We start from the raw sequence: 22931 nt of genomic DNA, 5'->3' as shown, positions 1-22931 counted from the left end.
CTCAACGCTCCCGGGCGGCCTCGGCCAGATTGGCCGCCCGCTGCAGGCATTGCCGATAACGGCCATCCACCTTTTCCGCGAACCAGGCGGTGGTCAGCTTGCTATGAATCTTTGGGCTCTGCAGCCGGATGCGGGGCAGGATTTCCCGGGGCAGATGCCGGCCGGCGGCCCCGTCAGCCATGCTCATGACCTTCTGGTAGAGCTGGGTGCGGCCGAAGGCCTCGCTCTTTTCCAGCTTCAGGCTGGCGAGGATTTCCCCGTCGCTGAGCCCCAGGCGGCGGGCCAGCTTGCGAGCGGCCTGCCAGGTGGCGCTGGCCTTGCCGCCGTAATCGAGCAGGTCCCCGTCCAGGTCCATCTCCACCCGGGTCAGCTGCACCAGGGCCTGCTGGAAGGCCGCGTTGCGGCTGCTGTAGCGCCCGGCGTTGAAGTCGGCGAAGCGGTAGCGGGCCTCCCGGTAACTGGCCGGGTAATCGAGCAGGTGGGCAATGCCGAAATACAGGCCGCCCTTGCGGCTGAATACGGCGCTGCGCACGTCCCCCCCGGCCTCCCGCACCAGGGCGGCGGCATAGGCGTTGTCCCGGGCATGCTCCCGGGCAAAGGCGACGCTGACCTGCATGGGGCCCCCGGTGCGCACCGGGTTGTAGCCGCTCAGGAGTTGCCGGCCGAAGGGCAGGCCTTCGATGATGTCGCTGTAGAGCAGGCTCATCTGCTTTTCCGTGCGCAGGCTGTCGATGCGCTGGCGGTAGCTGCGGCCGTTGGGGGAGGTCCGGGCCAGGGCCGCATCCAGGGCCAGCTTGGGAATGTGGTAACGCTGCCGGCGGGTTTCGATTTCCTTCCAGGCGATGGCGGCCAGGCCCGGCACCACCGGATCGGCCTGGAAGCTGGAGACCTGTTCGGTGACCGCCATGGCGGCACAGTAGTTCTCGCCGTTGCCCGGCAGGCCCAGGGCCTCCACGGCGGCGGCGATGTCCGTCGCCCAGCCGGCCCGATCCCGTACTGCGGGGGGCAGCAGGGCTTCGGCCAGGGCCCGTCCGTGCAGGGCCTGGGGGAGCGGTACGGGCGGCGGGATGAGGGGCGGCGCAGGCGGGGGCAGGACCGGGGGCGGCAGTTCCGGCAGGGGCTGCTGGGCCACCCCGGGCTGGCTCACCGGACTAGTGGCCGCCTCGGGCGGGCTGGCCGGCTGGGGCGGCCGGGCGGAGGGCTGTTCCTGCCGGCGTTCCACGGGCGCCGGTCCCTGGGCGGATTGCAGCAGGGTGCCGCAGCCTCCCAGCAGGAGGACGGAGAGCAAGACAGGGGTTCCCAAGCTGGGACGATGCATCATCATGAGGTCCATCTCAAGGCTCAGACCACCCGGTTCCGGCCCCGGTGCTTGGCCATGTAGAGCCGGCCGTCGCATTCGGCCATCACTTCGCGCAGCAGGCTGTTGTCGATCACCAGGTAGCCGCTGGGCGCCACCTCGGTGACACCGAAACTGGCGGTGACCGGGATCAGCCGGGCGCCCATGGCCAGGGGCTGCTCCTCCAGGCGCTGGCGCAGACGTTCCGCCAGCCCCCGGGCCGACTCCAGGTGGGTGGAGGGCAGGATGACCAGGAACTCCTCGCCGCCGTAGCGGAACACCAGGTCCGACTGGCGCAGGGTTTCCCGGACGATGGCCGCCACATGCTCCAGGGCCCGGTCCCCCACCTGGTGGCCGTGTTTGTCGTTCAGCTTCTTGAAGTGGTCGATGTCGAACATCACCAGGCTGAAGGCGGTTTCGGTGGCCTTGGCGATTTCCATCTGGTTGATCAGCACCCGGTCCAGGAAGCGCCGGTTCAGGAAGCCCGTGAGGGGGTCCTTGTTGTAGACGCTCATGATGATGATGCTGTTGAGCAGGGAAATCTCGTTGCCCAGCTCCAGGGAATAGGTTTCCGTCTTCTTCAGGAGCGCATAGAGGGGGCCGTTGGCGCGGGGCTGCTGCATCCGGGCCCGGACCTCGTTCACCACATCGTGCATGGACTTGTGGATGCTGCTGATCTGCTCGATGTGGCTGCGGTCCCGGATCAGCTGCGGCGCCTGCTCCAGGAGCCAGTTGCCGAACTCGCAGCGGGTGTGGTCCAGCTCCGGCATGAGGTCTGGATTACGTTGCTCCACGGCCTTGATCAGTTGATCGGTCCAGACCAGGTGGCTCTCGAAATAGACCAGGATGTTCTTTTCGCTCAGGGTCTGGATATGGCTCAGGCGCAGGTGGTTGCGCAGCCCCAGGCGGGCGATGAAATGCTTGAGATAAACCCCGGCGAACTCGTCTTCCAGCTCGTCGAACAAGGCGAAGATGGTACGCACCTCGTCCAGGGCGTCCCGCTCCAGGCTCAACCGCACCAGGTGGTTCTTGAGGATGCCGAACTCGTGGATGAAGAGCATGAAGGGCGTGTTGTCCGCCCCCAGCCGCTCGATCAGCTCGTGACAGTGGAGGTGGTGGTGATGCTGCACCGCATCCTGGAGGCAGCGCATCAGTTCCCGCCAGGAGACGCTGATGCTGTCCACCACCAGCAGCTCGTCCATGGGGGTATCCAGCAGGCGCTCGTCGAACTCCTGCAGCAGACGCATGACGAGGGCCTTGGTTTCCACTTCGTTCCAGACTTTCACTCGCCGCCCCTCCTCGTCAAAGTCCCGGCCCGGCTGGAGCGCCGGCGGCAAACCCCATGGCGGCGTCAGCCCAGTCCCGGGCCGCCTGGCTGCAGGCCTGAACCTGCTCCAGGGGCAGTTCCAGCTGGGCCGCCAGGCGTTCCATCTGCTCCAGCCGGCCCCGCTCCACGGCCATCACCAGCAGGAAGGGCCGCACATAGGCCCCCTCGTTGTGCAGCAGCAGGGCCTGGACCGCATCGGGCAGATGCATGGACGCCAGGATGCGGGCCATGGGCTGCCCCAGGAGGGCGTCAAAGACCGACAGGAGTCCCACCAGGAACAGTTCGTCGCACTGGGAGGGCGGCAGCAGCGGCGCGAAGGCCAGTTCCAGGAAACGCCCCCGGGCCAGGGCCAGTTCCAGCAGGGACTCGTCCTTGCCCCGGCTGCCGCCCACCCGGAACATGGCCAGGGCCAGCCAGCGGTAGAGCTGGGCTCGTCCCAGAATGAGCATGGCCTGCTCCACCCCGGTGATCTGGCGATCCAGCCCCATGGCCGGAGAATTGGCCATGGACACCAGTTGCACGGATACCGCCGGGTCCCGCCGGGCCAGTTCCGCCAGATCCTCCAGTTCGCCGTCCTGGCGCAGAAGATTGAGCATCTCCAGCAGCACCATGCGGCTTTCCGAAAGTTTCTCCTGGGCCTGGGCCTCGTCGAAGCTGGCGACAAAGCCCCCCAGGCAATAACTCACCCCCAGGGCATCGCAGAGGCGCCGCTCGGGCCAGCTGGCCACGCCATCCACGGCAATGGGCAGGGCCGGGGCCACCCGGCGCAGTTCCCGCAGCAGCTTCTCGAAAGCCTCCAGGGGAAAGGCCGTGCAATCCACCCAGGCCAGGGCGAAGTCTCCCAGCCGGGCGCGCAGGGCCAGGTTCACCTCGGTGACATGGATGGCAGAGCGGCCGCCGGCCGCCTTGATCTCCGCCAGCAGGGCCGGCTCCGCCGCCGCCAGGCTGGCAAACAGGTAATGGGTCCCGGGTCCGGTCAGAGCCCGGCAGGACGCCCCCCGCCAGCGCTCCCCGTCCATGGGCAGCAGGGCCAGGCGGCGTGCCGCCATCCGGCCCATACCGGCCTCATCCAGGGCCTGCACCACCTGGGCGGGAGCGGCGCCCTGGTCGCTGACCCGGTAGCGGTAACCGCAGATCCGGGTCTGGGCATCGATGATCTCGTCCCGGGCCACCAGGGGACGGGGAGGCGCGGGCTCCGGCACCAACACGGCCGCCGGAGGCGGGGCCTCCCGCTGGAAGGGGTCGGCATGGACCCCGGCGGGCTCGCTCCCCCCGAACAGGCGGCGGAAGAAGCCCAGGGCCATCAGGCCACCCAGCGACGGGCGTTGCGGAACATGCGCAGCCAGGGACTGTCCTCAGACCAGTCCTTGGGATGCCAGGACATCTGCACGGTGCGGAACACCCGTTCCGGGTGCGGCATCATGATGGTGAAGCGGCCATCCGCCGTGGTGACGCCGGTGAGGCCGTCCGGGGAACCGTTGGGGTTCAAGGGATAGACCTGGGTGGGCTGGCCCCGGTGATCCACGTAGCGCAACGACGCGGCCACCTGATCCGGTGTGCTGTTTTCAAATACCGCGCGGCCTTCGCCGTGGGACACCACAATGGGCAGCACCGAGCCTTCCATGCCCTGGAAGAACAGCGACGGGGAATCCAGCACTTCCACCTGCACGAAGCGGGCTTCGAACTGCTCCACCAGATTGCGGCGGAAGGCGGGCCAGGCGGAGGCACCGGGGATCAAGTCCTTGAGGGCGCTCATCATCTGGCAGCCGTTGCAGACCCCCAGGGCGAAGCTGTCGGCCCGGTGGAAGAAGGCGGAGAACTCGTCCCGGCAGCGCTCGTTCATCAGGATGGTGCGGGCCCAGCCCAGGCCGGCGCCCAGCACATCCCCGTAGGAGAAGCCGCCGCAGGCCACCAGGCCCTTGAAGTCCTTGAGGCTACGGCGCCCGGCGATGATGTCGCTCATGTGCACATCCACCGACTCGAAGCCGGCCTTGTCGAAGGCGGCGGCCATTTCGTAGTGGCTGTTCACCCCCTGCTCGCGCAGGATGGCCATCTTGGGCTTGGCACCCAGGGAGAGATACACCTTGGTGAAGTCGTCGGCGGGGTCGAAGGTGAGCTTGGGGCTGAGGCCCGGGTCTTCCTTGTCCAGGATACGGTCGTATTCCTGCTGGGCGCATTCCGGGTTGTCGCGCAGGGACTGCATGCGGAAGCTGGTCTCGGACCAGGCCCGGTGCAGGTCGATGCGGCTTTCGCGCAGCACCTTCTTGGCGTTCCTGACCACACGGATTTCGTCGCTGGTATTGGGGTAGCCCACGAAGAAGTAAGGCACACCCAGGCTGCGCAGCACCGGGGTGATCTTTTCCCGGTCGGCCCGGCGGATCTGGATCAGGGCGCCCACTTCTTCATTGAACAGGGCGCGCACCAGGGTTTCCTGACTGCGGCCGGCCATCAGGTCGGGACGCTTCTCGGCGCCATCCGTATCCAGGGCCTGCTCGTCGAAGCAGATACCGTCCATGTCCAGGGTCACGCCCACGTGGGAGGCGAAGGCCATTTCAGCGGCGGCGGCAAAGAGGCCCCCGTCGGAACGGTCGTGGTAGGCCAGGAGCAGGCCGTCCCGGTTCAGTTGCTGAACGGCGTCGAACAGGGCTTTCAGCTGAGCGGGATCATCCACGTCCGGAGCGTCATCGCCGGTGGCGTTGTACACCTGGGCCAGGGCGGAGCCGCCCAGGCGGTTCTTGCCCAGGTCCAGGAGCAGCAGTTCGGTTTCGCCCTGGTCCAGTTGCAGTTGCGGGGTCAGGGTCTTCCTCACATCGGCCACGGGGGCGAAGGCGGTGACGATCAGGGACAGGGGGGAAACCACCTGCTTCTGCTGGCCGCCCTCTTCCCAAGCAGTGCGCATGGAGAGGGAATCCTTGCCCACGGGGATGGAGAGGCCCACGGCCTGGCAAAGCTGGGAGATGCCTTCCACCGTGTCGAACAGGCGGGCATCCTCGCCGGGGAAGCCGCAGGCGGCCATCCAGTTGGCGGAGAGCTTGACCTTGCCCAGGTCGCCGATGTCGGCGGCGGCCAGGTTGGTGATGGATTCGGCGATGGCCATGCGGCCGGAGGCGGGGGCGTCGAGCACGGCCACGGGGGTGCGCTCGCCCATGGCGAAGGCTTCACCCAGGTAGCCCTGGTAGCCCATGCAGGTGACGGCCACGTCGGCCACGGGCACCTGCCAGGGGCCCACCATCTGGTCCCGGGCGGTCATGCCGCCCACGGAACGGTCGCCGATGGAGATCAGGAAGGTCTTGTCGGCGATGGTGGGCAGCTTCAGGAGCCGGTAGGCGGCATCCTTCAGGTCGATGGAAGCCGGGTCGAAAGGCAGGGCTTCGACGCTCTGGTGGGTCACTTCCCGGGTCATGCGCGGCGGCTTGCCCAGCAGGGCGTCCATGGACATGTCCACGGGCTTGTTGCCGAAGTGGCTGTCGGCCACGGTCAGGTGGCCGTCGGCGGTGGTCTCGCCCACCACCGCGTAGGGGCAGCGCTCCCGCTCGCAGAAGGCGGCGAAGTCAGCGATGCGCTCGGCGGGGATGGCCAGCACATAGCGTTCCTGGGCCTCGTTGGACCAGATTTCGGCGGGGCTCATGCCCGGCTCTTCGGTGGGCACCTGGCGCAGTTCGAACCAGGCGCCGGCCTCGCCGGAATGGGCCAGTTCCGGGAAGGCGTTGGAGACGCCGCCCGCCCCCACGTCGTGGATGGAGAGGATGGGATTGTGCTTGCCCATCTGCCAGCAGCGGTCGATGACCTCCTGGGCGCGACGCTGAATTTCCGGATTGCCCCGCTGCACGGAGGCGAAGTCCAGGTCTTCCGTATTCACCCCGGCGCTCATGGAGGAAGCGGCACCGCCACCCAGGCCGATCAGCATGCCGGGACCGCCCAGCTGGACCAGCTTGGTGCCAGGGGGGAACACGGGCTCCTTGAAGGACTGCTCGGCCTGGATGTTGCCCAGGCCGCCAGCGATCATGATGGGCTTGTGGTAGCCGCGCACGATCGCATTTTCGTCACTACCCACGGGCTGCTCATAGGCGCGGAAGTAGCCGGTCAGGTTGGGGCGGCCGAATTCGTTGTTGAAGGCGGCGGCGCCGATGGGCCCCTCGATCATGATGTCGAGCGCAGAAGCGATGCGGCCGGGACGGCCCGCGTCGGTTTCCCAGGGCTGCACGGCTTCGGGGATGTTCAGGTTGGAGACGGAGAAGCCGCACAGGCCAGCCTTGGGCTTGGAACCCTTGCCGGTGGCCCCCTCGTCGCGGATTTCGCCACCGGAGCCAGTGGCAGCACCGGGGAAGGGAGAAATGGCCGTGGGGTGGTTGTGGGTTTCCACCTTGGTGAGGATGTGGGTCAGTTCCTCGGTGTAGCCGTAGGTGCCTTCGCCATTCGGGTAGAAGCGGGGAATGGTGGCCCCTTCGATAATGGAAGCGTTATCCGCATAGGCCATCACCGTACCTTCCGGGTGAGCCTTGTGGGTGTCGCGGATCATGCCGAACAGGGTCTTGTCCTTGGCTTCCCCGTCCACCACCCAGGAGGCGTTGAAGATCTTGTGGCGGCAGTGCTCGGAGTTGGCCTGGGCGAACATCATCAGTTCCACGTCGGTGGGGTTGCGGCCCGCATCCGTGAAGATCTGCACCAGGTAGTCGATTTCGTCTTCGGAAAGGGCCAGGCCCAGGCTGCCGTTGGCCTCCACCAGGGCAGGCCGGCCACCGGCCAGGATGTCCACGGTGGTGAGGGGCTTGGGTGAGAAGTGCTGGAACAGGGCGGCGGAAGCTTCCAGGGAATCCAGCACCGATTCGGTCATGCGGTCGTGGATCAGGGCCGCGACGGCCTGCTTCTGCTCGGCGCTCAGGGCCTTGCCACCCTTCAAGGCGATGCGGAAGGCCACGCCCCGCTCGATGCGCTCGATGCTCGTGAGGCCGCAGTTATGGGCGATGTCGGTGGCCTTGGAGGACCAGGGGGAGATGGTGCCGATGCGGGGCACCACGAAAAAGAGTTCGCCCTCGGCAGCCGTCACGGGCTGCTCTTCCAGCAGCTGGGCCAGCTGGACCCGTTCCTTTTCCGTGAGCGGCGCCTTCAGGGCGGCCACGTGCCAGTGCTCGGCAGTGACGGCGGCCAGCTCCGGCAGGCTGGCGGCCAGGCGGGCCTCCAGGCGTTGCAGGCGGAAAGCGGAAAAGGCGGCAGCGCCGCGCAGGAAAAGGAAATCGGCCATGGCGGGAAAAAACCGGGAAAACGGGAATCGCGCATTATACCGGTACATCTGCCTGATTCAGGGGCCGTTTCAAGACCCGGGCTGGGCTAAAATGGCAGACTATTCAACCACTCGCCGAATCCCATGTCCGACGCCACTCCCGCCTTCCACTTTGACGTTTCCCTGCAGGATTTCGAAGCCCGGGTCCTGCAACCCTCCCTGGAAATTCCCGTGCTGGTGGATTTCTGGGCCGAATGGTGCGGCCCCTGCCAGACCCTCAAACCCATGCTGGAAAAGCTGGCCGAGGAATACCAGGGCCGTTTCCTGCTCGCCAAGGTCAATGCGGACACCAACCCGGAGCTGTCCCAGTACTTCGGCGTGCGCAGCATTCCCACCGTGGTGATGCTGGTGGGCGGCCAGCCCCAGGACGGCTTCACCGGCGCCCTGCCCGAATCCGAACTCAGGGCCTTCATCGACCGTTTTGTCCCCCCGCCGGCCGCCGACCTGCGCGCCGAGGCCGCCGCCCTGGCCCAGACCGGCGACTGGAACGGCGCCCTGCAGATCCTGATCCAGGCCACCCAGGAAAACCCCAACGACGAAGGGGCCCGCCTGGACGCGGTGGAAGCCCTGCTGGAACTGGAGCGCAAGGAAGAAGCCGAACAGCTTCTGGGCCTCGAATACAGCGCCGAAGCCGACCGGGCCCAATCCCTCAAGGCCCGCCTGGCCCTGGCCGCCAATGCCGTCGATACCGCCCCCCTGCAGGCCAAGGTGGATGCCAACCCGGACGACCACGCCGCCCGCCTGGAACTGGCCAAGGCCCTGGCCGGCAACGGCCAGTACGAAGCCGCCATGGAAGCCGCCCTGGAAGTGGTGCGTCGGGACCGCTTCTTCGACAGCGGCGCCGGTCGCCGGGTGCTGCTGGAATTCTTCGAGGCCCTGGGCGGCAACGAACACTACGATGACTTGGTACGAAAATATCGGCGCACCCTGTCAGCCACTTTGAATTGAGTGCGTTGACCAAGGATTCACGGCAGCCCCCTGCCGTGCATCCCCTGGACAAACCGAACCTGAAAAATGACCGCCAGCGACAGTCGCCCCTCTCCGGCCCCCATGGACGTACTCAAGCAGTTCCGCTCCATCTTCAACACCGTCAAGCAGCATTTCCAGCAGGTGGAAGCTGCCTGCCGGGTCAGCGGCGCCCAGCTCTGGGCCCTGGCCGTGATCGTCCGGCAACCGGGGCTGCGGGTTTCGGAACTGGCCAAGGCCATGGCCGTACACCAATCCACCACCAGCAACCTGGTGGAACGGCTGGTGGAACTGAAGATGGTGGAAAAGCGCCGCTCCGAGAACGACCAGCGGGTGGTGCACCTGTTCCCCCTGGCCGCCGGGGTGAACCTGATCGGCCAGGCGCCACAGCCGGTGGAAGGGGTCCTGCCCGAAGCCCTGACCCAGCTCTCGCCGGAAAATTTATCCCAGCTTCACGACCTTCTGGACGAACTGCTGGCCATCCTGCAGGCCAAGGAATCGGGCAAGCACGTTCCCCTTTCGGAAATCTGAACGTGCTGCCAGGCACCCCGGCAGGCAAAAAAATGGCGCCCGGGATCGCCAGGCGCCATGAAAATTGGGGTGTTTTCGTCTTCCCAACAAGATGAGCAAAAACCCCTCGCTCCAGGAGCGAGGGTAGGCGATTATACATTTCTATAAATCTTTGATGAAACAAAACTTTCACCAAGGGCTGGAGACCCCGGTTGCAACCATGAGACAAGCTGCTGTTTTCAAAAAACTTTCCCTGCTCACCCTGATGTCCCTGACGTTCCTGGGCGGCTGTACCAGTGTGCAGCTGCCCCTGATCCGCCAGGAGCCGCCGGCTCCCGCCCCCCCCCGGGCCCAGAGCAAGCCCCCGGCCAGCCACAAGCCCGCCGCATCCAGCCGGGCCACGCCCGATGCGGTCTACACCCTGGAGCCGGGCAGCGACAGCCTGCCCTCCCCGGTGAATCAGTCCCTGCAGGAATTCGCCGCCCGCATGAAGGCCAACCGGGACCTGGTGATCCGCCTGGAAAGCTACGTCCCCAGCGGCGGCAGCCGGGAAATGAATGTCAGCCTCTCCAGCTCCGCCGTGGAACGGGTGCGGCGCCGGCTGGTGGAGCTGGGGGTCCCCTCCTACCGCATCAAGCAGGCCCCTCTGGGAGAAGAGCATCCGGACTCGCCCCAGCTCAACAACCGGCGGGTGGAACTGTTCCTGATCCCCCTGCCCCGCTGAGCCCGGCACCACTGATTCCGGCCCCATGGCCGTCCATCCAAAAAGCATCATCAAAGCGGCAATCGGGCATAGAATCCGGCCATGGACAGCCCTGACAACACCCTTTACTTTGCCGCCGCCCTGCGCCAGGTGGAGCAGACTCACGCCGATGCCGGCCTGATGATCCGGGCCGGCGCAGCAGCGGCCGAATGGGCCATGGAACTGCTGGCCCCCCGGCCCGCACCGGTACTGGTCCTGGCAGGCCCCGGCAACAATGGCGGCGATGCCCTGGAAATGGCCAGCCTGCTGCGCACCCGGGACATCCCTGTGGAAGTGGTATTCCGGGGCCAGCTGGAACAGCTGCCGGTGGACGCGGCCCAAGCCCACCACCATTTCCTGGCCGAAGGAGGCCGCCTGCTGGAGGCCATTCCCCCGGCCACCGCCTGGGGCCTGATCGTGGATGGCCTGTTCGGCATCGGCCTCAACCGCCCCCTGGAAGGGCATTACGCCGAGCTGGTCCAGGCCGCCAACATCCTGGCCCGGCACCTGCACTGCCCCCTGCTGGCCCTGGACTGTCCCTCGGGCCTGGATGCGGACTCGGGCTTCTGTCACGGCCCCACCATCAATGCCAGCCACACCCTCACCTTCCTGGGCGGCAAGCCCGGCCTGTACACGGCCGAAGGCCCCGACCACTGCGGCCTGATCCGGGTCCATGACCTGGGCCTGGGCTACCCCCTGGATACCCCCCCTAACGGCCGGCTGGTTTCCCGGGAAAGCTTTGCCCAATACCTGAAGCCCCGGCGCCACAACAGCCACAAGGGCAGCCACGGCAGCATCGGCGTCATCGGCGGCGCCCACTCCATGCTCGGCGCCCCCTTGCTGGCCGGCCGCGCCGCCTTGAAGCTGGGGGCCGGCCGGGTGTTCCTGGGTCTGCTCGACCCCCAGGCCCCCGGCGTTGATTTCGCCCAGCCGGAACTGATGCTGCGCAAGCCCGAAGGGATTTTCGATGCGGAGCTCTCGGCCCTGGCCTGCGGCCCCGGCCTGGGGCGCAGCGTCCATGCGGCGGAGCTCCTGGAGCGGGCCCTGGCCACGGAACTGCCCCTGGTGCTGGATGCGGACGCCCTCAACATCCTGGCCTTTGAAGAAGCCCTGCAGACCGTCACCCGCCGTCGCCCCGCGCCGGTGCTGCTCACCCCCCATCCGGCAGAAGCCGCCCGGCTCCTGGACCTGCAGGCGGTAGACATCCAGCAGGACCGGATTCACATGGCCCTGGAACTGGCGCGCCGCTACCGGGCCTGGGTGGCCCTGAAGGGCTGCGGCACCGTGATCGCCGACCCGGAAGGACGCTGGTGGATCAACACCACGGGCAACCCTGGCCTGGCCAGCGCCGGCTCCGGCGATGTGCTCACCGGCTTTCTCACCGCCCTGCTCGGCCAGGGCTGGCCTCCCTGCGAGGCCCTGCTGGCGGCCTGCCACCTGCACGGCCAGGCCGCCGACGACCTGGTGGTGGCCGGCATCGGCCCCGTGGGCCTCTGCGCCGGGGAACTGGCCGACGCCGCCCGTTCCCGCTACAACCGCTGGCTGGGCAACCTGCGCTGACCTTGCCACCGACCAGCCAGCACCCGGGCCGGGGCATCCTGTTCCTGCTCGGCGCCATCCTCCTGTTCGCCGTGCTCGACACCACCGTCAAGCACCTCTCCAGCCACGCCCCGATTCCCCTGCTGGTCTGGGGCCGCTACAGCGCCCACCTGGCCCTGATGCTGCTGTTCCTGGCGCCCCGTCAGGGCCTGGCCCTGGTGCGCGCGCCCCAGCTGCCGCTGCAGATCCTGCGCGGCCTGCTGCTCCTGGGCTGCACCGGTTTCGGCTTTGCCGCCTTGGCGCGCATGCCGGTGGCGGAAACCACCGCCATCTTCTTCACGGCGCCGCTCCTGGTCGCCCTGCTGGCCGGCCCCTGGCTGGGGGAACGCCTGACCCGGGAGCGCTGGCTCACGGCCCTGGCCGGCTTTGCCGGCATCCTGCTGATCGCCCGGCCCCACGCGGGCCTCACCAGTGCCGGCATCGCCCTGGCCCTGGGGGGCGCCGTCTGCTACGCCTGTTACCAGCTGCTCACCCGGCAGCTGGCAGGCCGCACCCCGCCCCTGACCCTGCTGTTCTACACCGCCCTGGTGGGCACCTTGGGCGCCTCCGTGGGCCTGCCCTGGTTCTGGCCGGGCAGCTGGCCTCCCCTCTGGGTGATCCTGGCCACCATCGCCCTGGGCATCCTCGGCGGCAGCGGCCACCTGCTGCTCATCCATGCCTTCCGCAACGCCCCTGCCAGCCTGCTCTCGCCCTTCCTCTACGTGCAGCTCCTCTGGGCCACCCTGCTCGGGGCCGCCTTTTTCGGCCACTGGCCCGACGGCCTTTCCTTCCTGGGCATGGGCATCATCGTCGCCAGCGGCGCCTGGCTAGCCTTCGGCGCGCACCTGCGTCAGCATTTCCGCCGGCTCCGGGCTGGACTAAGATAGCCCCCTGGCACTCTGGAGTACCCCACATGGGCCTGTTTGACTGGCTGCTACCGGGCAAAGCCCGCCCCCCCGAAGACCCGGACCAGGAGGCCGGCATCGAGCGCCTGGTCCAGGCCATAGACCCGCGCCTGAAAGCCCTCTCGGGCACCGCCGCCCGCTTGGGTCCGAGCGTCACCCGGGCCCTGGAATTCTGCCGCCGCAGCGTGGCCGACCTGCCCGGCCCCCTGGATGCCTCCCCCGAACACTGGCGGGAATCGCCCCAGCTGCGCGCCCTGTTCGCCCGGGCCGACGAGCTGCAGCAGGTGTTCAGCCGCCAGGCCCTAGTCCAGGAACACCTGGAACAGCATCCCGGCGAGCCCATGCTGTACGCCATCCTCGGCGCCGTGCTGCAGGAAAAGAAGGGCTTCGGGGTCGCACTGAACGGCGACGCCCTGCAACACGACGTGGCCGTCACCACCCTGAATTTCGAAAATCACCGCCTGTACCTGCCCAGCAGCGGAGCGGCGCAGCTGGAACATGACCTGGTCTGGGCCCTGTTCGACCAGCTGGGCCTGGAAATCCTGGCCCGGCTCTCGGCCATGAAGGAAAACCAGGCCGATCTGCAAGAAGAGATCGCCCTGCTGCGCACCCAGCTGGCCCACCTGGAACACCAGGGCCTGGGCCAGGTGTTCTGCGGCGACGGCGGCGAACCCCAGGGGGAAAGCTGTGCCCATCTGGCCGCCCGCCTGGCCGACCGGCTCAAGGCCAGACAGGAGGCCCTGAGCCAGTCCCGCCGTCAGCTGCTGACCCTGGACGACACCCTGGCCTGGATCGCCGACACCCTGGCCGAACCCGAGGACCTAGTAGACGTAGATGTGCTCGACTACCGGGTAGACAGCGTCAACCAGCTGGTGGGCCCCGGCCAGCCCGGGGAAGACCTGCATTTCTGCCACTTCCGCTTCACCGCCCCCCACCCCCGCCAGGGGGTCATCCTGCGGGTCAGCTACCCGGTGGCCGAGGTGCTGCCCCGCAGCGTCCTGACCCGGGAAATCGAACGCCTCTACGGCTGAGCCCTGGCCGTTCCGGCCAGGTGCTTGAAAAGAAACAACTCCCCCCTTGCCCGCCGGGGCCTGACGCCCCACAATCACCCGGCGGGCGGCCTGCTTTACCTCCCGCCCCGACACACAACAGCACACCAACAGGAACGTAAACAGTTACCTCAGGGGGAGACATCCATGAAGCAATACCTGCTAGCACTGCTCCTGGCCGCGGCCGGCGTGGCCGGCGCCCAGGAAGACACCATCCGCATCGGCGTCATCGGCCCCTTCTCGGGCCAGTCCTCGGTGGACATGGGCGAAAGCATCAAGGGCGGCGCCCGCGTCTTCGCGGAAGAAGCCAACCAGCTGAGCATGCTGCTCGGCAAGAAGATCGTCCTGGTGGAGAAGGACGACCAGGCCAAGCCCGACGTGGGCGTAGCCCGCAGCAAGGAACTGATCGAACAGGAGAAGGTGGTGGCCGTGGTGGGCTTCGCCAACTACGGCGTCCTCGCCCAGGCGGCCCCCCTGTTCCAGAACGCCCGGATTCCCCTGATCGTCTCCGCCTCGGCCGGCGGCGACATCACTCGCCAGCAGAAACTGGCCCCCGGCACCCCCAACTACATCTTCCGCCTGGTGGGCCGGGATGCCCTGCAGACCCGGGCCATGTTCAAGGACCTGGTGGACCGCCACAAATACAAGAAAATCGCCATCCTGCACGACACCTCCCCCTACGGCGAAGCCGGCCGGCAGAACGCCCTGGACGACCTGAAACAGCGGCAAATGAATCCGGTGGCCGTGGAAGCCTTCAAGGTGGGCGACACGGACATGAGCGAACAGCTGGCCCGGGCCCAGCAGGCCGGCGCCGAAGCCATCGCCATGTACGGCCTGGCGGCGGAAGGCGCCATGGTCATGAAAAGCTTGGCCCGCATGAACTGGAAGGTGCCGGTGGTGGCCACCTGGACCGCCTCCCAGCGCTCCTTCCTGGAACTGGGCGGCAGCGCCGTGGAAGGCACCCGCATGGCGGTGACCTACATCGAGAACGAACTGGGCGGCGTCAGCCACGAATTCAGCCGCAACTACCAGCGCATCAACAACACCCGCTTCATTCCCTCCGGCGTTGCCGCCGCCCAGACCTACGACGCCCTGCGCCTGCTCTACATGGCCCTCACCCTGTGCAACTGCAGCAAGAGCGAGGAGCTCCAGAAAGCCCTGGAACGCATAGACCAGCCCAGCCAATCCACGGTCATCGCCCGCTTCAACCACCCCTTCAGCGCCACCAACCATGAGGCCATCACCGCCGAAATGGTGGTCATGGGCGAAATCCGCAAGGGCAAGATCGTCTACGCCTACAAGGACGAGGAACAAGCCGCCCAGGCCGCCCGGCGAGCCCGGTAAGGCCCCGTGGGCCGCCGCCCCCTGCCCGCCCCCGGCCTCGCCGCCCTGCTCCTGGGCGTCCTGGCTGGAGCGGCCCAGGCCGATCCCTGCGCCGACCTGCCCCCCGCCAGCGTCACCCTGGAGCGGCTGGAAGTGCCGGCCAGCAGCCACCACCGCCACGGCCTGGAAGCCCTGCAGAAACTGGGCGCTCAGGCCAGCCGCCCCGGACACCTGGTACTGGGCCTGACCCGGGGGCAGGCCGTGGTCAGCTACGAAGTGAAACTGCCACGGCTCCTGGACGCCAGCGGCCGCTGGGAATGCGCCAGCCCCCAGCTCACCCTGCGCTACGGCTACCGCCCCATCACCATCTACGTGGCCCGGGAATTCCCCCCGGGAAGCTGCGCCCACAAGGAAATCCTCGCCCACGAACAGCGCCACGTGGAGGCCTACCAGGCCCACGCCCGGCGCATCGAAGCGGAAATCCGGGCCACCCTGCAAAGCCGCTTTGCCGGCCAGGGCCCCTGGCGCGGCCCGGCCCACCAGATCCCCGAGCAGCTGCGCCAGGAACTGGAACAACGCTGGGTCCCCTACGTGAAACTGATGCTGGACCAGGTGGAACCCATCCAGCGGGCCATCGACACCCCCGAGGAATACACCCGGGTCGCCGCCAGCTGCGACGGGGAAATCGCCAGGGCACTGGGGAAGCGACAGCGCTAGGGGCGAAAGGCAGCAAAGCCATACTGCCGCCCTGATCAGCCGGCCCAAATCATCGAATGCCAATTACCATTGGCATCCACACCACGTTTCCCGCTCCAGCAACGGAGATTCCTGATCACCCTCCGCTCCCCTGGACAAACTCTGTGATACCCTTCCCGCCCCGATACCCGTTTCCGTTCTACCGCCGATGAATGCCCCTGCCAGTCCCGCCCAAAGCCCCCGCGCCTTGCTGAAATCCCTGCAGGAGCAGTTTCCGGTTTTCCGCGATTGCCTGCCCCTGGCCATCGGCATCGACAAGGCCCTGCTGGCCCGCATGCCGGAGATCGAGAAGAAGGTCCTGCGCATCGCCCTGTCCCTGCACACCCATTCCATGCGCTACCTGCGCGCCACGGAAAAGGCCAGCCACCGCTTCGATCTGGATGGCAACCAGGCTGAGGCGCTCACCGAGGAACACCGCAAGCATGCTTCCGACACCATCCGCGAACGGCTGAAGAAACAGGCCGAGGAGCGTCGGGCCCAGCAGAAGGCGGAGCAGGAAGCCGAGGCGGCCCGGGTCCGGACCGAGAAGCTGACGGCCCTGGCCGAGAAGTTCTCGCGCAAGTAATTCCCCCGGCCCCGCCGGATTCCCCATGCCGGAATCAAGCCCCAACTGCCGGGACTGCATCCATTACTACATCACCCACGATGTGAGTTTTCCCTACGGCTGCCGCGCCATGGATTTCAAGAGCCGGCGCCAGCCGGCCCTGGACGTGCTGGAAGCCAGCGGCGCCCCCTGCCTCGCCTTCCAGCCCAAGCCGCCCCGCCCCGGGGCCTGACCCCGTCACGCTCGCGCACACAGCCGCCCCGGGGCTGCGGCTACAATCGGCCCCATGCGCCGGTCCCGTCTTGTCCCGCTCGCCCTGCTGCTGGTCCTCAGCCTGCCGACCCAGGCGGCGCCCCCGCGCATCGCCGCCCCGGCGCCCCTGGATGCCCTGCTGCAGCGCTACCTGAAGCTGGAGGAGCCCCGGGATGAGGTGGAGCGCCAGGCCCTGGAAAGCCGCCTGAGCCGGGAGGGGGGCGAGCTGCTGGCCACCGAGGGCTATTTCGATGCCCGCCTGAACCTGGCGGGAGCATCCCTGGACCAGCTCGTCCTGGAGGTGGAGCCGGGGCCCCGCAGCCTGGTGGAGACGGTGCAGCTGACCCTGGACGGCCCGGTGCCCGAAGCCCGCCGCCAGGCCTTGCAGCAGGCCTGGTCCCTGAAGGCGGGCCAGCCTTTTCGCCAGGCGGACTGGAGCCAGGCCAAGGAACAGCTGCTGCTGGACCTGCTGGAGCGGGATTTCCCCGCCGCCCGCCTGACCCACAGCGCGGCCCAGGTGGACGCGGACCGACAGCAGGTGCGCCTGGAAGTCACCGTCCATAGCGGTCCGCCCTACCGCTTCGGGGAGCTGAAGATCGACGGCCTGCTGCGCTATTCCCCGGAGCTGGTGGCGCGCTACAACACCCAGGTGGAACCCGGCGAACACTACGAGGAAGGCCGGCTCCTGGGCCTGCAGAGCCGCCTGGAGAACACCCCCTATTTCGGCTCCGTGTTCGTCAGCCTGGACCAGGAAGCCCTGGAACCCGGGCCGGAAGGCAGCCTGGTGGCCCCGGTGCGGGTGCAACTGCGGGAGCAGGCACCGCACCAGCTGGGCCTGGGGGTCGGGGCCAGTTCCAACACCGGCGCCCGGGTGGAGCTCAACTACCGCAGCGCCGACCTGTTCCGCCGGGCCTGGCAGCTGCACAGCGGCCTGCGCCTGGAGCAGCTGAAGCAGTCCCTCTACGCCGACATCTTCCTGCCGCCTACCCGGGACCAGTACCAGCATGCCTTCGGGGTGCTGTTCGAGAATTCGGACATCCAGAACCTGAAGCTGCAGACCCAGTCCCTGGGACTGAGCCGCAGCCACCAGCGGGGTAGCATCGACATGACCCTGAGCCTGGGCTACATCGCCGAAAAGCAGACCCCCAAGGACCAGGACAGCCGCCGCACCCGGGCCCTGACCATGAACGGCAGCTGGACCTGGACCCCGTTCCGGGGCCAGAGCGACCTGAGCCAGGGCTATGCCAGCCAGATCCAGCTGGGCGGCTCCATCAAGCCCGTGTCCGACCAGAACTTCGTGCGTCTCTACGGCCGCCATCAGCAGGCCTTCGCCCTGGGGCCCCGCAACACCCTGAACCTGCGGGCGGAAGGGGGGATCGTCCTGGCCGACTCCCGCCAGGGCATTCCCCAGAACTTCCTGTTCCGGGCCGGGGGCACGGGCTCCGTGCGCGGCTACTCCTACCAGAGCCTGGGGGTTCAGGAGGGGGAAACCACCCTGGGGGGACGCTACCTGCTCACCGTGAGCGGCGAATTCACCCACTGGCTGGCCGACAGCCCCTGGGGCATCGCCGCTTTCGTGGATGCCGGCAACGCCGGGGACGACAAGGAAACCTTCAAGCTCAAGGTCGGCTACGGCCTGGGAGCCCGCTGGAAGAGCCCCGCCGGCCCCCTGGGAGTGGACCTGGCCTACGGGGAAGACTGGCACCTGCACTTCGCCCTGGCCATTCCCTTCTGAAGCACGCCCATGGACCAGACCCCCAACGCTCCCCCCACCCCGCCCCAGAAGCGCCGCCTCCTGCCCCGGCTGGCCGCCGCCCTGGGTTTGGGCAGCCTGGCCCTGGCCGGCGGCGGCGCCTGGCTGCTGGGCACGGAAAGCGGCTTGCAGGCGGCCCTGGGCGCCGCCAGCCAGCTGAGCGGCGGGCAGCTGCAGGTTGAGGGCGCCCGGGGGCGGCTCCGGGGTCCCCTGCAGCTGGAGCAGCTGCGCTGGCACGGTCAGGACCAGGTCCAGCTGCAAGCACTGGAACTGGACTGGCGCCCGGAGGCCCTGCTGGCCGGCCAGGTCCAAATCCAGCGCCTGGGCCTGGGCGCCCTGCGGCTGACCCCGGGCCCCGCCAGCAATGCGCCACCGCCGGAACAGCTCACACTGCCCCTGGGCCTGCAGGTAGATAGCCTGGAACTGGGCGCCCTGTACCTGGGCGAAGACGAAACACCCCTGATCACCGCCCTGGAGGCCCGGCTGGAAAGCGACGGCCAGCAACACCATCTGGCGCAGCTGGAATTCCAGGCGGGCAGCCTGGCCCTCAGCGCCTCGGGCCAGCTGGAAGGCCAGGCGCCCATGCAACTCCAGGCCCAGGCCCGGCTCACGGGCCAGCTGGCGGAACATCCCCTGGGGCTCACCCTGACTGCGGCCGGCCCCCTGGCCCGGCTGCCCCTCCAGGGCGAACTCCAGGCCGACGGCAAAGAACTGCAAACCGGCCGGCTGGAAGCCCTGCTCACCCCCTTTGCCCCCCAGCCCCTGGAGCGCCTCAAGCTCAGCCTCCGGGGCCTGGACCCGGCCCGCTGGCAGGCCGGCGCGCCTCAAGCCCGCCTGGACCTGGAGGCGGACCTGCAACCCCGGCAGGGGAACGGCGCAGAGCTCGCCCTGGGCGGCGAAATCCGCCTGGAAAACCAGCAGCCCGCCGGCCTGGACCGCCAGGGCCTGCCCCTGAGCAGCCTGCGCGCCGGCTTCCACTGGCAGGGCCGGCAACTGGCGCTGCAGGACCTGGAAGTCCGCTTCCCCGGCCAGGGCAGCTACCGGGGCCAGCTCGCCCTGGACCTGGGCAAGCCTCCGGAACAGGAGCGCACCCTCAGCCTGAGCGGCCAGCTGGCAGGGCTGGACCCGGCCCGGCTGTCCGCCGCCTGGCCCCGGGGCCGCCTGGAAGGCAGTTTCGCGAGCCGCATGCAGCTGGCCCCGAGCTGGGCAGAAAGCCGGCTGGCCCTGGAATTCCAGCTCCAGAACAGCCGCCTGGCGGGCCAGGCCTGCAGCGGCCAGGGCCGCCTGGAACTGGCCGGGGAGCGGCTCCAGGGCGTGGACCTGCAGTTGGCGGCCGGCCCCAACCGGGCCACCGCCCGGGGCGACCTGGGCCGGCGGGAAGACCGGCTGCAGCTGGACATCCTGGCCCCCCGCCTGGACAGTCTGGGGCTACCCGGGCAACTGGGCGGCGACCTGCAAGCCCGGCTGCAACTGAGCGGCGCCCTCGCCGCCCCCCTGGCAAACGGCAGCGCCCGCAGCCACCGGCTCACCCTGCCCGGAGGCCTGCAGACCCGGGAACTGAGTCTGGAAACCCGCCTGGGCAGCCAGCCCGGCGATCCCTTCGAAGCCCGGCTGCAGCTCGACAGCCTGGAGAGCCCCCAGGGGCGTCTGCGCCAGCTGCAGCTGAACCTGAGCGGCCAACGCCGCCAGCACCGGCTGGAGCTGGCGGCGGACCTGCAACTGGAAGGTAAATCCCCGCTCAGCGCAGCCAGGCTCCAGGCCGCGGCGAGCGGCAGCTTCAGGGAAAACCTCAAGGAAACCAGCTGGCAGGGCCAGCTGGAACAGCTCCGTCTCACTCCAGCGGGCCAGCCGCCTCTGGCGCAGCTCGCGGCCCCCGCCCCCCTGAGCCTGGGCCCCGGCCGCTTCAGCCTCGGCCCGGCACTCTTGAACGGCCAGCTCGAAGGCGCCGCCTGGCAGGCCCGGCTCACCCGCCTGGAGCGCCAGGGCCAGCGCTGGCAGAGCGCCGGCCAGCTCCAGGCCCTGCCCCTGGGCTCGCTCCTGGCCCGAGTCCTGCCGCCGCCAGCCCGGACCAGCCTGCGCCTGGACGGGGAATGGGACCTGGCCCTGGGCGGCAAGCCCCAGGGCAGCCTGCGCCTGAGCCGCAGGGACGGGGACCTGCAGCTGGGCGCCGGCCCCGGCACCGCCCTGGGCCTCAGCCGGCTGCAGCTGGGCCTGAACCTGGAAGGCCAGCCCCGGCTGGAGCTCCAGGCCAGCGGAGAACGCCTGGGCCAGCTGCAGGCCAGCGCCCGGCTCGCCGCCACGGACCCCCTGGGCGGCCCCTGGAGCGGCCGGGTGGACGCCCGCATGGCCGACCTAGCTTGGCTCTCCCCGCTCCTGGGGCCGGCCTTCCAGCTGGGCGGCCGGCTGGAGGCCGCCGCCACCCTGGCCGGCACGCCCCGGCAGCCGCGCCTGCAGGGCAGCTTGCGCGGCGAGGCCCTGCACCTGCGTGCCCTGGACCAGGGCCTGCGGCTGGAATCCGGCCAGCTGCACCTGGTCTTCGATGAACAACAGCTGCGCCTGGAACAATTCGCCTTCGCCAGCCCCCACGGCCCCCTGCCCCGGGCCCTGGACCGGGACCAGCAGCAGGCCCTGGAAGCCATCAGCGCCCGCCCGGGCCGGATCACCGGCCAAGGCCAGCTGCGCTTCGGCGGCGACACCGGGGGAGAGCTGGAATTCCGGTTGGAACGCCTGGGGGTGGTGCAAAAGCCCGATCAGTGGGTGGCCCTCTCGGGCCAGGGCCAGCTGCGCCTGACGGGACAGGCCCTGGAAGCCGGAGCCCAACTGCAGGTGGACGGCGCCTACTGGCAGCTGGCCGACGCGGGGGCACCCCAGCTTTCCGACGATGTGGTGGTGCGGCGCGCCTCCGCCCCGGCCCCGGTGCCCCGCAGCTTCAACACCAGCCTGGACCTGAGCGTGGACCTGGGCCGGGCCTTCCACTTCGCCGGGGCCGGGGTCAAGAGCCGGCTGCGCGGCGCCCTGCGGCTCCAGGGCAAGGGTCAGGAACCGCCCCGGGCCACGGGCACCATCCGCACCGTGGACGGCCGTTTCGACGCCTACGGCCAGCAGCTGGACATCGACCAGGGCATCCTCAGCTTCAACGGCCTGGTGCAGAACCCGGGCTTGAACATCCGCGCCATGCGCCGCAACCAGGCGGTGGAAGCCGGGGTAAGCATCACCGGCACGGCCCGGAAGCCGGTGATCAAGCTGGTCTCCACCCCCAACGTACCGGACGCGGAAAAGCTCTCCTGGCTGGTCCTGGGAGAAGCGCCGGAGCAGCGCAGCGGCACCGATTACGGCACCCTGCTGACCGCCGCCAACGCCATCCTGGGCGGCCAGGAGCGGGGCCCCGGCAGCATCCTGGCCGAGCTGCAGAAGGCCCTGGGAGTCAATGTCAGCCTGGCCCGGGGCAGCAACGGCCCAGCCGCCACCAGCCAGGTGGCCAGCAGCGCCGGCTTCGGCTCCAGCAGCAGCGACGGCACCGCCACGGGCCAGGTGCTCCGGGTCGGCACCCGCCTGGGCAGCGGCCTCACCCTGTCCTACGAACAATCCCTGGCGGGCACCGAGAGCGTGGTCAAACTCACCCTGGCCCTGGGCCGCCGCCTCTCCCTGGTAGGCCAGGCCGGCACCGACAACGCCATCGACCTGTTCTACAACTTCCGCTTCGGGGGCACGGATCGAACACCCCGGCCAGAGGCCAGGGCAGACTGAGAACCCGCCAGGAAAGAGCCCTCCTCTGCCGACAGGCTCGCCCGCCTGGCGGCAGCAGGGTAATGGCTGAAACGGACGATAGGGAGCCCGTTGATCGTTGATATCCATGCCGCAAAGGCTGGCGCAGCTGGCGATCCCTCACATCTCCCGAAAATCGTCCCGTGTGCCGTTGCCAGCCTCCCGCAGGTCCAGGAGTTCATCGAGGCACGATCTGCCTGTAATATGACGTCCGAGTGCAAAGGTTCCGGGAGCGGATTCCCGGGGATGCATCATTGCAGACAAGCACGATCCAACTACGCTGCCGAAACAGGAAGCCATCGACAATTTATTGCGCAGCGAATAAGGCAACAATCACTTGAAGGAAATTGCGTGAGCAGAACAACCATCCGGACAACCATTATTTTATTGCTCGCCTTGATGGCATCTTTAATATCGGTAATAACACGACAAGCACTAATTGATTGCGGCGGCAGCTCAATCAAGGCAGAGGACGCGGCAACTGCCATCAACTGCCTTTTTATTCCTGCGCATTTAGGAGACACCGATGCACAAGAAATGCTAGGAGCAATCTACGCCTACGGAATAGGTACCGCACCGGACTTTGAGCTAGCCAAAAAATGGCTAAGCAAACTTAATTATCATGACGCGGGAAAACAAATGCTGGATATCGGCAACGACTACCTATATGGCACGCGAGCCCCTAAAGACATCACGACAGCAAAAGCTTGGTTCCGCGCAGCAGCCCAGCATGGGAATGGTGAAGCAAAACGCCAATGCGAAGACCTGGGTTGCCAGGAATGACCCGTACAGAATCATTGAACTGCATAGATATGAAACAGAACAAGCCCAAGATATCCACTAG

General features: G+C 68.1%; 17 protein-coding genes. 13 read left to right on the top strand and 4 right to left on the bottom strand.

Annotated elements, in window-relative coordinates; all coding sequences use genetic code 11:
- Position 1: 1 nt before the first annotated feature.
- The 4 genes from G474_RS19220 to purL are packed head-to-tail and all read right to left on the bottom strand — an operon-like array spanning position 2 to position 7905.
- Positions 2–1288, bottom strand: coding sequence for a DUF1615 domain-containing protein (locus tag G474_RS19220; protein WP_245589291.1), 1287 nt, complete (start codon positions 1286–1288; stop codon positions 2–4).
- Between the two features lie 53 nt (positions 1289–1341).
- The gene (locus G474_RS21800; RefSeq protein WP_026685629.1) at positions 1342–2622 is read right to left on the bottom strand and encodes a GGDEF domain-containing protein; all 1281 of its coding nucleotides are present in this window, start codon (positions 2620–2622) and stop codon (positions 1342–1344) included.
- Between the two features lie 16 nt (positions 2623–2638).
- A complete protein-coding gene (locus G474_RS0102650; protein ID WP_026685628.1) occupies positions 2639–3967 on the bottom strand; it encodes an EAL and HDOD domain-containing protein in 1329 nt (442 codons plus the stop codon).
- Positions 3967–7905 (bottom strand): phosphoribosylformylglycinamidine synthase, encoded by a 3939-nt coding sequence (gene purL, locus G474_RS0102645; RefSeq protein ID WP_026685627.1) that lies wholly within the window; start codon positions 7903–7905, stop codon positions 3967–3969. The genes G474_RS0102650 and purL overlap by 1 nt, the downstream gene beginning before the upstream one ends.
- 123 nt (positions 7906–8028) lie before the next feature.
- Here purL and G474_RS0102640 point away from each other — a divergent pair, with 123 nt between their 5' ends.
- From G474_RS0102640 to G474_RS23740, 13 genes are all read left to right on the top strand, one after another.
- Positions 8029–8892, top strand: a complete 864-nt coding sequence (locus tag G474_RS0102640) for a thioredoxin family protein (RefSeq protein ID WP_026685626.1) — start codon at positions 8029–8031, stop codon at positions 8890–8892.
- Between the two features lie 66 nt (positions 8893–8958).
- The gene (locus G474_RS0102635; RefSeq protein ID WP_026685625.1) at positions 8959–9441 is read left to right on the top strand and encodes a MarR family winged helix-turn-helix transcriptional regulator; all 483 of its coding nucleotides are present in this window, start codon (positions 8959–8961) and stop codon (positions 9439–9441) included.
- Positions 9442–9640: 199 nt separating this feature from the next.
- Complete coding sequence (locus G474_RS21795; protein WP_026685624.1) at positions 9641–10144, top strand: OmpA family protein; 504 nt, start codon at positions 9641–9643, stop codon at positions 10142–10144.
- 81 nt (positions 10145–10225) lie between these two features.
- Positions 10226–11722 (top strand): bifunctional ADP-dependent NAD(P)H-hydrate dehydratase/NAD(P)H-hydrate epimerase, encoded by a 1497-nt coding sequence (locus tag G474_RS0102625; RefSeq protein WP_026685623.1) that lies wholly within the window; start codon positions 10226–10228, stop codon positions 11720–11722.
- A gap of 2 nt (positions 11723–11724) precedes the next feature.
- Complete coding sequence (locus G474_RS19205) at positions 11725–12627, top strand: DMT family transporter (RefSeq protein WP_051281722.1); 903 nt, start codon at positions 11725–11727, stop codon at positions 12625–12627.
- A 26-nt stretch (positions 12628–12653) separates the two neighbouring features.
- Positions 12654–13676 carry a hypothetical protein gene (locus G474_RS0102615; RefSeq protein WP_026685622.1) on the top strand — a complete coding sequence of 341 codons (1023 nt, stop codon included), beginning with the start codon at positions 12654–12656 and terminating at the stop codon, positions 13674–13676.
- A gap of 165 nt (positions 13677–13841) precedes the next feature.
- Positions 13842–15038, top strand: coding sequence for an ABC transporter substrate-binding protein (locus tag G474_RS0102610; protein WP_026685621.1), 1197 nt, complete (start codon positions 13842–13844; stop codon positions 15036–15038).
- Between the two features lie 6 nt (positions 15039–15044).
- Positions 15045–15734, top strand: coding sequence for a hypothetical protein (locus G474_RS19200; RefSeq protein WP_051281720.1), 690 nt, complete (start codon positions 15045–15047; stop codon positions 15732–15734).
- Between the two features lie 226 nt (positions 15735–15960).
- On the top strand, positions 15961–16338 hold the full coding sequence (locus G474_RS0102600; protein ID WP_245589290.1) for a ProQ/FINO family protein: 378 nt from the start codon (positions 15961–15963) through the stop codon (positions 16336–16338).
- 25 nt (positions 16339–16363) lie between these two features.
- Complete coding sequence (locus G474_RS0102595; RefSeq protein ID WP_026685619.1) at positions 16364–16549, top strand: hypothetical protein; 186 nt, start codon at positions 16364–16366, stop codon at positions 16547–16549.
- Between the two features lie 54 nt (positions 16550–16603).
- Complete coding sequence (locus G474_RS0102590) at positions 16604–18304, top strand: autotransporter assembly complex protein TamA (protein WP_026685618.1); 1701 nt, start codon at positions 16604–16606, stop codon at positions 18302–18304.
- A gap of 9 nt (positions 18305–18313) precedes the next feature.
- The gene (locus G474_RS24370; RefSeq protein WP_026685617.1) at positions 18314–22069 is read left to right on the top strand and encodes a translocation/assembly module TamB domain-containing protein; all 3756 of its coding nucleotides are present in this window, start codon (positions 18314–18316) and stop codon (positions 22067–22069) included.
- Positions 22070–22438: 369 nt separating this feature from the next.
- Positions 22439–22870, top strand: coding sequence for a tetratricopeptide repeat protein (locus G474_RS23740; protein WP_169729485.1), 432 nt, complete (start codon positions 22439–22441; stop codon positions 22868–22870).
- The last annotated feature ends 61 nt before the right edge of the window (positions 22871–22931 follow it).

The sequence above is a fragment of the Azovibrio restrictus DSM 23866 genome, assembly GCF_000429665.1.
GTDB lineage: Bacteria > Pseudomonadota > Gammaproteobacteria > Burkholderiales > Rhodocyclaceae > Azovibrio > Azovibrio restrictus.
This window is presented reverse-complemented; position numbering and strand designations above follow the sequence as displayed.

Bases quoted from the DNA above. Each gene is read 5' to 3' on its own strand.
- G474_RS0102640 (WP_026685626.1), top strand. From the start codon at position 8,029: ATGTCCGACGCCACTCCCGCCTTCCACTTTGACGTTTCCCTGCAGGAT.
- G474_RS0102610 (WP_026685621.1), top strand. From the start codon at position 13,842: ATGAAGCAATACCTGCTAGCACTGCTCCTGGCCGCGGCCGGCGTGGCC.
- G474_RS0102615 (WP_026685622.1), top strand. From the start codon at position 12,654: ATGGGCCTGTTTGACTGGCTGCTACCGGGCAAAGCCCGCCCCCCCGAA.
- purL (WP_026685627.1), bottom strand. From the start codon at position 7,905: ATGGCCGATTTCCTTTTCCTGCGCGGCGCTGCCGCCTTTTCCGCTTTC.
- G474_RS0102650 (WP_026685628.1), bottom strand. From the start codon at position 3,967: ATGGCCCTGGGCTTCTTCCGCCGCCTGTTCGGGGGGAGCGAGCCCGCC.
- G474_RS0102590 (WP_026685618.1), top strand. From the start codon at position 16,604: ATGCGCCGGTCCCGTCTTGTCCCGCTCGCCCTGCTGCTGGTCCTCAGC.
- G474_RS24370 (WP_026685617.1), top strand. From the start codon at position 18,314: ATGGACCAGACCCCCAACGCTCCCCCCACCCCGCCCCAGAAGCGCCGC.
- G474_RS0102595 (WP_026685619.1), top strand. From the start codon at position 16,364: ATGCCGGAATCAAGCCCCAACTGCCGGGACTGCATCCATTACTACATC.
- G474_RS0102625 (WP_026685623.1), top strand. From the start codon at position 10,226: ATGGACAGCCCTGACAACACCCTTTACTTTGCCGCCGCCCTGCGCCAG.
- G474_RS0102635 (WP_026685625.1), top strand. From the start codon at position 8,959: ATGACCGCCAGCGACAGTCGCCCCTCTCCGGCCCCCATGGACGTACTC.
- G474_RS21795 (WP_026685624.1), top strand. From the start codon at position 9,641: ATGAGACAAGCTGCTGTTTTCAAAAAACTTTCCCTGCTCACCCTGATG.